This window comes from Microcoleus sp. A003_D6, assembly GCF_036702825.1.
GTDB lineage: Bacteria > Cyanobacteriota > Cyanobacteriia > Cyanobacteriales > Microcoleaceae > Microcoleus.
This window is the reverse complement of record NZ_JAUBWA010000052.1, coordinates 1-10,692: the sequence shown is the minus strand read 5'-3', so window position 1 is coordinate 10,692 and position 10,692 is coordinate 1. Positions and strand designations below refer to the sequence as shown.

General features: G+C 49.4%; 6 protein-coding genes. 5 read left to right on the top strand and 1 reads right to left on the bottom strand.

Annotation, left to right across the window (positions count from 1 at the left end; translation table 11 throughout):
• Nucleotides 1-15 precede the first annotated feature (15 nt).
• The 5 genes from QUB70_RS15960 to QUB70_RS15940 all read left to right on the top strand — a co-directional run bounded on the left by QUB70_RS15960 (nucleotide 16) and on the right by QUB70_RS15940 (nucleotide 8,897).
• Nucleotides 16-4,836 carry a beta strand repeat-containing protein gene (locus QUB70_RS15960; RefSeq protein ID WP_332981793.1) on the top strand — a complete coding sequence of 1,607 codons (4,821 nt, stop codon included), beginning with the start codon at nucleotides 16-18 and terminating at the stop codon, nucleotides 4,834-4,836.
• Nucleotides 4,837-5,537: 701 nt separating this feature from the next.
• Complete coding sequence (locus tag QUB70_RS15955; RefSeq protein ID WP_332981841.1) at nucleotides 5,538-5,615, top strand: hypothetical protein; 78 nt, start codon at nucleotides 5,538-5,540, stop codon at nucleotides 5,613-5,615.
• Between the two features lie 103 nt (nucleotides 5,616-5,718).
• A complete protein-coding gene (locus QUB70_RS15950) occupies nucleotides 5,719-6,651 on the top strand; it encodes a D-hexose-6-phosphate mutarotase (protein WP_332981792.1) in 933 nt (310 codons plus the stop codon).
• Nucleotides 6,652-7,115: 464 nt separating this feature from the next.
• Entirely contained in the window at nucleotides 7,116-8,651 is a 1,536-nt protein-coding gene (locus QUB70_RS15945; RefSeq protein ID WP_332981790.1) for a phosphomannomutase/phosphoglucomutase, read from the top strand.
• Nucleotides 8,652-8,669: 18 nt separating this feature from the next.
• Nucleotides 8,670-8,897 (top strand): hypothetical protein, encoded by a 228-nt coding sequence (locus QUB70_RS15940; RefSeq protein WP_332981789.1) that lies wholly within the window; start codon nucleotides 8,670-8,672, stop codon nucleotides 8,895-8,897.
• Between the two features lie 32 nt (nucleotides 8,898-8,929).
• Here the strand turns inward: QUB70_RS15940 and QUB70_RS15935 are convergent, their stop codons facing one another.
• On the bottom strand, nucleotides 8,930-10,171 hold the full coding sequence (locus QUB70_RS15935; protein WP_332981788.1) for an alpha/beta hydrolase: 1,242 nt from the start codon (nucleotides 10,169-10,171) through the stop codon (nucleotides 8,930-8,932).
• Nucleotides 10,172-10,692 lie beyond the last annotated feature (521 nt).

The window sequence follows — 10,692 nt, the reverse complement described above, 5'->3', positions numbered from 1 at the left end:
AACGGCGGAGTAGCCGTGACACCAGGTCAAGTTTTGACACCGGCACAGATAGGACAACTATTTTTCCAATCCACAGGCGACTTTACCGGAGCCACATTCAACTACAGCGCCACAGATAACAACGGCGCAGTTAGTCCCCTAGCTAACGCTACTCTCGCTTTAACAGGAGCAACTCCCAACCAAGCGCCCTCCGCGACACCTACTAACCTCACGGTAGGGCCCAACAGCACCGCGCGGGTGCCCGGATTAGGAGGAACTGACCCCGATGGGTCGATCGCCTCTTACACGATCGACACCCTGCCACCAGCGGCCCAAGGAATCCTGTTTTTAGGAGATCCAGCCAACGGCGGAGTAGCCGTGACAGCAGGTCAAGTTTTGACACCGGCACAGATAGGACAACTATTTTTCCAATCCACAGGGAATTTTACCGGAGCCAATTTTACCTACAACGCCACAGACAACAACGGCGCAGTTAGTCCTCCTGCTAATGCGAATTTCGGTTTAGGAACGACTCCCAATCAACTACCAGAAGCCGACAATACTAGCCTCACGGTAGGGCCAAACAGCACCGCGCCGGTGCCGGGATTAGGAGCAAATGACGATGGAGCGATCGCCTCTTACACCATCAACACCCTACCGCCAGCGGCCCAAGGAATCCTGTTTTTAGGAGATCCAGCCAACGGCGGAGTAGCCGTGACACCAGGTCAAGTTTTGACACCGGCACAGATAGGACAACTATTTTTCCAATCCACAGGCGACTTTACCGGAGCCACATTCAACTACAGCGCCACAGATAACAACGGCGCAGTTAGTCCCCTAGCTAACGCTACTCTCGCTTTAACAGGAGCAACTCCCAACCAAGCGCCCTCCGCGACACCTACTAACCTCACGGTAGGGCCCAACAGCACCGCGCGGGTGCCGGGATTGGGAGGAAATGACCCCGATGGGTCGATCGCCTCTTACACGATCGACACCCTGCCACCAGCGGCTCAAGGAATCCTGTTTTTAGGAGATCCAGCCAACGGCGGAGTAGCCGTGACACCAGGTCAAGTCCTGACACCGGCACAAATAGGACAACTATTTTTCCAATCCACAGGGACTTTTACCGGAGCCAATTTTACCTACAACGCCACAGACAACCTCGGCGCAGTTAGTCCTCCTGCTAATGCGAATCTCGGTTTAACAGGAACGACTCCCAATCAACTACCAGAAGCCGACAATACTAGCCTCACGGTAGGGCCAAACAGCACCGCGCCGATTGCGGGATTAGCAGGAAGTGACCCCGATGGGTCGATCGCCTCTTACACCATCAACACCCTACCGCCAGCGGTCCAAGGAATCCTGTTTTTAGGAGATCCAGCCAACGGCGGAGTAGCCGTGACACCAGGTCAAGTTTTGACACCGGCACAGATAGGACAACTATTTTTCCAATCCACAGGCGACTTTACCGGAGCCACATTCAACTACAGCGCCACAGATAACAACGGCGCAGTTAGTCCCCTAGCTAACGCTACTCTCGCTTTAACAGGAGCAACTCCCAACCAAGCGCCCTCCGCGACACCTACTAACCTCACGGTAGGGCCCAACAGCACCGCGCGGGTGCCCGGATTAGGAGGAACTGACCCCGATGGGTCGATCGCCTCTTACACGATCGACACCCTGCCACCAGCGGCTCAAGGAATCCTGTTTTTAGGAGATCCAGCCAACGGCGGAGTAGCCGTGACACCAGGTCAAGTCCTGACACCGGCACAAATAGGACAACTATTTTTCCAATCCACAGGGACTTTTACCGGAGCCAATTTTACCTACAACGCCACAGACAACCTCGGCGCAGTTAGTCCCCCAGCTAACGCGACTCTCGGTTTAACAGGAGCGACTCCCAACCAACCGCCCTCCGCAACAAATACTAACCTCACGGTAGGGCCAAACAGCAGCGCGCCGGTTGCGGGATTAGCAGGAAGTGACCCCGATGGGTCGATCGCCTCTTACACCATCAACACCCTGCCACCAGCGGCCCAAGGAATCCTGTTTTTAGGAGATCCAGCCAACGGCGGAGTAGCCGTAACAGCAGGTCAAGTCCTGACACCAGCACAGATAGGACAACTATTTTTCCAATCCACAGGCGACTTTACCGGAGCCACATTCAACTACAGCGCCACAGATAACAACGGCGCAGTTAGTCCCCTAGCTAACGCTACTCTCGCTTTAACAGGAGCAACTCCCAACCAAGCGCCCTCCGCGACACCTACTAACCTCACGGTAGGGCCCAACAGCACCGCGCGGGTGCCGGGATTGGGAGGAAATGACCCCGATGGGTCGATCGCCTCTTACACGATCGACACCCTGCCGCTACCGGCCCAAGGAGTCCTGTTTTTAGGAGATCCAGCCAACGGCGGAGTAGCCGTAACAGCAGGTCAAGAATTGACACCGGCACAAATAGGACAACTATTCTTCAAATCCACAGGCGACTTTACCGGCGCCAATTTTACCTACAACGCCACAGACGACCTCGGCGCAGTTAGTCCCCCAGCTAACGCGAATCTCGATTTAATAGGAGCGACTCCCAACCAACCACCAGTACCAACACCCACTCCCACACCATTACCAATACCGATTCCAGCACCAACTCCCACACCAACACCAAGTCCCACACCGACTCCCAACGAACCGCCAGCAGCCAACAATACTAACCTCACCCTAGAGCCCAACAGCACCGCGCGGGTGCCGGGATTGGGAATAAGTGACGATGGGTCGATCGCCTCTTACACCATCAACACCCTGCCGCCAGCGGCCCAAGGAGTCCTGTTTTTAGGAGATCCAGCCAACGGCGGAGTCGCCGTGACACCAGGTCAAGTCTTGACACCGGAACAGCTAGGACAACTATTTTTCCAATCCACAGGCGACTTTACCGGCGCCAATTTCAGCTACACCGCCACCGACAACCTCGGCAAAGTCAGCCCCGCTAGCGCTACTGTTATCTTGAGGCCTGTTGGGACTGTTCCCCCACTCACACCTACACCCACGCCAACGCCCGCGCCCGGTATCTCAAATCCGATCGCCGAACCAGATACCGATTGTCTGTGTCAGCCCATTCCTGAAAAACCCGGAATTAACTTTGCGCCGCCTCCGCAACCGCCCGCAGTTCGATTTGTCCGGCCGATTTCACAACTTGGAGAAGGACAAACCACCACAGGAACCAATGGCGATGACTCGATCGCAGACACCAAAGGCAACCAAAAAATTGTCGGTTTTGAAGGCAATGACCTGCTTTTAGGTGAAGATGGCGCTGATGAAATTCACGGCGACGAAGGCAATGATGCGATTTTTGCCGGCACTGACACCGATATTGCCTATGGTGGCGATGGCAACGATATCGTCCATGCCGGCAAACAAAATGACTGGATTGCCGGCGACTTAGGCGCAGACATCCTGTTTGGAGATCAAGGTGCCGATACGATTTTGGGAGATAACGGCAACGATAATGACAGCAGCGCTGCGGAAAATGGCGATTTTATCTTCGGAGGTAACGGCGCAGACATCATTAACGGTAACGAGGGCAACGATACCATCTACGCTGGCAAGGATAACGATTTTGCCCTAGGAGGTAAACAAAATGACCTGATCTGGGGCGAACTCGGCTCCGATACCTTGATTGGTGACAGCGGCGATGACAGCTTGTTTGGCGGTTTAAGCAACAAAAGGGTCAGCGACTCCGAGGGACGCGATTTGCTTGACGCCGGCTCCGGTAACGATTTCCTCAACGGCCAAGAAGGTGATGATACGCTGCTTGCCGGCGAAAATAACGATCGCGCTTACGGAGGCAAAGGCAGTGACCTGATCTACGGTGAATTAGGCTCAGATACCCTCTACGGCGGCGAAGGAGCCGATACTCTGCTTGGCGACAGCGGCGGTTCCAACTCAATGAATAGTGTTGGCGAAGAAGACTTGCTCTTTGGCGGCACCGGCAACGACATTATCGGTGGCGGCAACGGTAATGATACCGTCCAAGCAGGTAAAGGCAATGATTGCGTTTGGGGCGGCAAAGATAATGACTTGATTTTCGGCGAACTCGGCTCTGATACCCTTGTCGGCGACAGCGGTGATGACACCATGTACGGTGGCACTCGCAGTCGAGCTAAAGATGTCAACGGCCAGGACTGGCTCTTTGGCGGTGATGGTGCTGATGCGCTGTTCGGCGATGAAGGTGACGATACCATCAGTGGCGGTGAAGACAACGACTTGATTTACGGTGGCAAAAATAATGACCTCGTACACGGAGATACCGGCAACGACTTGATTTATGGGGGTGACGGCAGCGATGAGATATGTGGCGATGAGGGCAACGATACTATCTTTGGCGATCGTTCCGATAACCGGGGTTTCTCGGTGGGCGCAAACGACCGCCAAGACTGTATCAACGGCGGTGACGGCGATGATTTGCTCTACGGCAACGAAGGGCAAGATACTATCAACGGCGATGCTGGCAGCGATACCCTGATTGGCGGTAAAGATAGCGACTTTCTCAATGGGGGTGCTGGAGATGATTGGCTGTTTGGCGACTTGGGCGACGATACTTTAAGTGGAGGTATTGGGAGCGATCGATTTGTGTTGAGTGCTGACGGCGGCACCGATACTGTGATTAACTTCGAGGTAGGCGTCGATAAGTTTGTTTTGACTGGCGGCCTAAGTTTCCAGCAGTTGCAATTGAGCGCCACTCCTGACGGTACGTTGCTGCGAGTCGCAGGAAATGGTCAGGTTTTAGCGAATCTGGTGGGGGTTAACGGGGCGATCGGCTCCTCGGATTTCCTATCTAATCTCTTGCGCTCTGAGGGCTAGAATTGTTGACGGGGTGACAACAAGAGTCAGAACTCTTGATAGAATCAAGGACATATAGCACTTTCTTTCGTAAGTGAAGTACAGAGAAACCGGGTTTCTTGAATAAAACCGATTTCTGGCGAGAAATCCAGAAGAAACCCGGTTTCTGGGGTGTAGTTCATAAACCTGGAATCCGCTGTATTTTGCTCGATTGAATAGAAAAACTATTTGTTATTCTAAATCCGAAGAAATGTTCAAACATTCAATTCGTTTACTAATTCACGCTTCTCAAATTAAACGACGTTCCTAAGCTGTTCGGCATTTAAAAGACGATAGTATGGTGCGTCAGTACATAAGCGTTTCTCTTGTCCAGTAAGTGTTCTAACTGACGCACCCTACAAGCCTCGTTAGTGGTTTAAATGCGTAACAGCTTATTCCCTATTAAAGCAATTATTTAGATATCCTATTTGAACGCTATCCGGCCTGCCTCCGTCAGCGACGACGGTCAAATCATACTTCTGTTCAGCGGCGCCAAAAATCGTAATTGCGATCGCTGCTGCTGAACTTCCCGACATCCCACTTTAAACAGCTTGAAGAAATAACTGTGGAGTTTTACAGAACATCGAATTTCTGTTCGCTTTGAATAGGAGTGGCATGATGATTCTGGCTACTGGTATGGCGTCTATGATAATGAACAGTGGGAATTTGCCTAAAATGGATTGATGCGAAGACGTGAAGCTAGTATTAATGATGTGCTAATTCAAGAATCTGAACGGAAGTTTCGATGGGAACGCAAATGATTCCCCAGATAACAACTGTGTTAACCATCTAGCCAACTTATCGCGAGAATACAAATTTGTTCATCAATACAAGAAAATCTAGCCACCATAATATCAGATAATTATGAAGCAGTTCACAACAGCCAACAGCATGAGTATTGACCAATTAAACAGCGACTACGGCATTGCCGGCCACCTCACCTTCGCCACCGGAAAGGGTGGTTTCCCGATGATTCACATCGACAACGGCCAAGCCAAAGCCTTGATTTCTGTGTATTCTGGCCAAGTGCTCTCCTTCCAACCGGCCACCGAAACCGCAGACTTGATGTTCGCGAGCGAAAAAGCCTACTATGCGATCGGGAAAGCCATCAAAGGCGGTATACCCATCTGTTGGCCCTGGTTTGGCCCCGATCCCGAAGGCTTGGGCCGTCCGAGTCACGGGTTTGTGCGGAATCGCCTCTGGAATGTGGTAGAAACCGCCACAACCCCAGAGGGCGCAACCAAAGTCACCCTGGGACTTCAGGATACTGAGGAAACTAGAGCGATTTGGCCTCAAGCCTTTGAACTGACGATCGCGATTACCGTCGGCACCACCCTCACCGTAGAACTACTCACCCGCAATCTGGGCGACAAAGCCTTTCCCCTTACCCAAGCTTTCCACACCTATTTCCAAGTCGGTGATATCAACCGCGTGCAGGTTTTGGGTTTAGAAAATAGCCAGTATCTTGATAAAGTTGAGGGTGGTGTGGAAAAAACTCAAGTTGGTGCAGTGGTAGTAACAGGTGAAGTCGATCGCATCTATCTGAATGTTACCAATGAATTAGTCATTGACGATAGCGCCCTCAATCGCCGCATCCGCATTAAATCCTCTGGTAGCAAATCCGCCGTAGTGTGGAATCCCTGGGTGACAATTTCTGCAAATATGGCCGATCTTGATGATGCAGATTATCAGCGTTTACTCTGTGTGGAAACAACCAATGCGGCTACAGATATTGTGGAAGTTCCCGCTCAGGGTGAGTTCCGGTTAGAGGCAATTTACAGCGTTGAACGCGACTAAGGAATGAGAGCTTAATCTCGGCGGTGATGTGGCTAAAATTCCCCTAATTAAATTGAAAAACTCTGTCACCGTAACGCCTAATAATAAGCTGTTACGCATTTAAATTGGAAATTCGGGACAGGCTAGAAGCCCGTCCCACAAGAGTTTTCTTGATTGTTGACCAAGAATTTATTGATGGTACAAGCCCCCGGATTTATCCGTGGAATCAATCCAAAATCTCAAATCTAAAATCCTCAAGCCCCCGCATTTATCCGTGGTGTCAATCCAAAATCTCAAATCTAAAATCTCAAATCGAATGACACACAGTTTAAATGTAGAACAGCTTAGCGATTCCGAGATTTCTACCCTCTTTATTTCTTAGTCTGCGCGGGCTCCGCCTGCCGTAAGCTGAGGCGGACTTCGTGTGCAGGATCGGTTTCAACCACGCCTTTTTACTTTCTACCTTCTAATTACCATCAATCATTATGCAAAACTTCAACTGGACAAAACTTCAAAACGGCTCAGACATTCGCGGTATCGCCCTCGAAGGAGTTCCCGGTGAAAAAGTCAACCTAACGCCTGAATTTGCGACAATTTTGGGACAAGCTTTTGTGAGTTGGCTGGTGCGAAAAGTCCATAAACCAGCGGCAGAATTAACGATCGCGATCGGGCGCGACAGTCGCTTATCAGGGCCAACCTTAATGCAAGCAGTCATGGCGGGTATCACCTCAGTCGGCAGCCAAGTCTACGATTTTGAAATGGCTTCAACTCCCGCCATGTTTATGAGTACCATTACCCCTGGTTTTGATTGCGACGGCGCGATTATGCTCACTGCTAGCCATTTGCCATTTAATCGCAACGGCTTAAAGTTTTTCACCGCCAATGGTGGTTTACAAAAAAAAGATATTACAGATATCTTAGCATTCGCCCAAAGCAATGACTTTGAAAAAGTCACCGTTCAAGGTAGCATTGCAAAGCATGATTTTATTTCTGTTTATGCTAACCAATTTGTCACCCAAATCCGGGAAGCAGTCAATCATCCCGATAATTTTGAGCAGCCGCTGACCGGATTAAAAATTATTGTCGATGCGGGCAATGGTGCGGGCGGGTTTTATGTGGATAAAGTTTTAAAACCTTTAGGCGCAGACACCGCAGGCAGTCAGTTTTTAGAACCGGATGGCACTTTTCCCAATCACGTGCCCAATCCCGAAGATAAACAGGCAATGCAGTCAATTTGTCAAGCGGTAATTGCAAATCAAGCGGATTTTGGAATTATTTTTGATACCGATGTCGATCGCAGTGCTGCCGTCGATTTCGCTGGCAATGAACTCAACCGCAATCGCTTAATTGCCTTGATTTCTGCTATAGTCTTACAAGAACATCCAGGCTCTACCATTGTCACCGATTCTATCACCTCCGATGGGTTAACACAATTCATCGAACAGGATTTAAAAGGGATTCACCATCGCTTTAAACGCGGCTACAAAAATGTGATTGACGAGTCGATCCGCCTCAATGAATCCGGACAGGAATCATGGCTGGCGATTGAAACCTCGGGACATGGAGCTTTGAAAGAAAATTACTTTCTGGATGATGGCGCTTATTTGGTCAGTAAATTATTGATTGAATTGGCTCAATCAAAGTTGGCAAATCAATCTTTGCCAGATTTAATTGCAAATTTAAAAGAACCCGAAGAAAGTGCAGAATTTCGGATTAAAATTAATGTGGATGATTTCAAAGCCCACGGCGATCGCGTCATTGAGCAACTGCAAGAATTTGTCTCAACGCAAGCAGGCTGGAAAATCGTTCCCAATAACTACGAAGGGCTGCGAATTTCCTGCACGTCAGCTAGCGAATCCGGCTGGTTTCTGTTACGCTTATCACTCCACGATCCGGTGATGCCTTTGAATGTTGAGTCTAATGTTAAGGGTGGTGTCGATCGCATAGTGGCGCGGCTTTTAGCTTTTTTCCAAACAACAGAATCCCTTGATTTATCGGCACTTTTGTCAACTCACAACTAAGTAAGAAGGAATTTAATTATGTGGCGTGTAACCATTAACTGTTCTGCGGCTAACTGGGATATCCATTCTAAGGCGTTCAAGGCGATCGCAGAAAAATATCCGGGTACGCCTCTTTCTTCCAAAAAAATGAAAGGCGACGGTCAACGCATCATGGAATATCAACTTGAAAATGTCAATGACGCAGAGGAATTTATGGAAGAATGCTTGACCTTAGATGGCTTCACCGCCAGCTTTGAATCCCTATAAATCAATGAGTAACTTTATAGTTTTGAGTTAATTTATGGGTAATCCGAAGACTTCAGAGCATGAGCCAAAAAACGTTCTGTATAGTACAAAGCTAGTTGATTGCTCGGGCCATTAAAAACTGCATCAAAGGCGTGTTCAGCCCAAGGAATTTCGAGCAAAATAGCCCGATTGCCCGTGGCTCGCAATCGTTCGTAGAGCGATCGACCAAACTTAGGCTGAACTATATGGTCGCGACCTGCATAAACCAGTAAAGAAGGGGGAAGATTGGGTTTAATATAATTTATGGGAGAAGCCCGACGGTAAAGCTGATTGAGTTCGTCTGGGGTTCCTCCGAGAAAGGAACGCAAGACGGCTCGAACATTTATGGCATCAGGAAAAGGTGGGTCATTGTATCCCCGGATTAGGTCATTTGGCCCGTAGTAGTTGACCACTGCTCGAACTGGAAGCACGCTAGAATCATAAGCAGTTAGCATTGCTAAATGGGCACCAGCAGACCTTCCCATCAGAGCAATTCGATCGAGATCGATTTCCCAATCAGCAGCATGAGTTTTGATATAGGAAAGAGCGGCTTGTACGTCCTCAATCTGAGCAGGAAATCGATACTTGGGAGCGTGGCGGTAATCAATTGCAACCACACAATAGCCTTGAGCGGCCATGTAGCGGCTGAATTCCTCATTAGAATCGGGATTCCCTCTCTGCCAAGCTCCTCCGTAGAGGGTGATAATCGCCGGATATTTGCCAATTTGCATCGGCCGATAAACGTTTAGTTGCAGTGAAACTCCGTCAGGGTTGGCAAATACAATAGCCCGATCGATCCTAACTTCTCTGATGGGAATTCCTCGGAACGCATCTGCCAGGATAAACGGTTGAGGGCGTAGCTGCGCGCGATCGGCTTGAGGAACGGCTGCTAAATAGTTTTCCCCTAAAACTGCTTGCATTTGGGTAGCTATCGCTGTATTGGCTGCTGGGAACTGCATCAGGGGGAGCAGGCCCAGGATTAGGGCGAACAGGTTACAAATTGACAAAATAATGTAGACTTTGCCTTGATGCCGTCTGAGCAGGTTCAGCAGGAGGGCGATCGTATTGATACCCACCAACCAAGGACTGATTTCTGGTGCTCCCACCGCCAAAGGGTACAGGAACATCGCGGGTGCTGGTACGATGACCCAGAGACTGAGAAATAGTGCGATCGCACTCAGGAACCAAGAAATAAATGGCGAGACTAAGAAAGCTACTAATAAGGGTAACTTTTTGCGGTTATTCTTGCGGATCATCGGATTTTGCAGCCTAATTTTTAATCAGCTTAAATTAATCTGGCGGTTTTTATTGGTAAGTCGATCGCCTCTGGCATTTTACCAAACCAGCAGCTTCATTGACTCCGACATCCTGCGTCGGTCGAAAATGCTTTGCATCGTTCTATTTTCATCTTTGGGGTTGTTCGCTGTTTGTGGGAATCTCAAGCTGAGGTTGTCCCGCTAAACTAGCTGTATGGGCTGTTACTCATCAAAAGTTTGGCTATGATTCCGATTTTGGTAGTCAGACAGGACTTATGCACGGGTGTCGAGAAACCGTTTTTTTTTTACGAATCTACTTCGTTGCACTAGGCGATTTTCCATAAAAAACCCCGGTTTCTTTACTGAGTCGTTAAGCCTCGAAGTTTATCTCGAAAATAACAGAAGCTTGGTGACAAATTATTATCTACGTCCATGTGGGGAGGAATATTAGACCTCTTGCAAAAATAATTAGGACGGGCAAGATGCCCGTCCCACAAGAAAAAATAACTCTTGTGGGATGG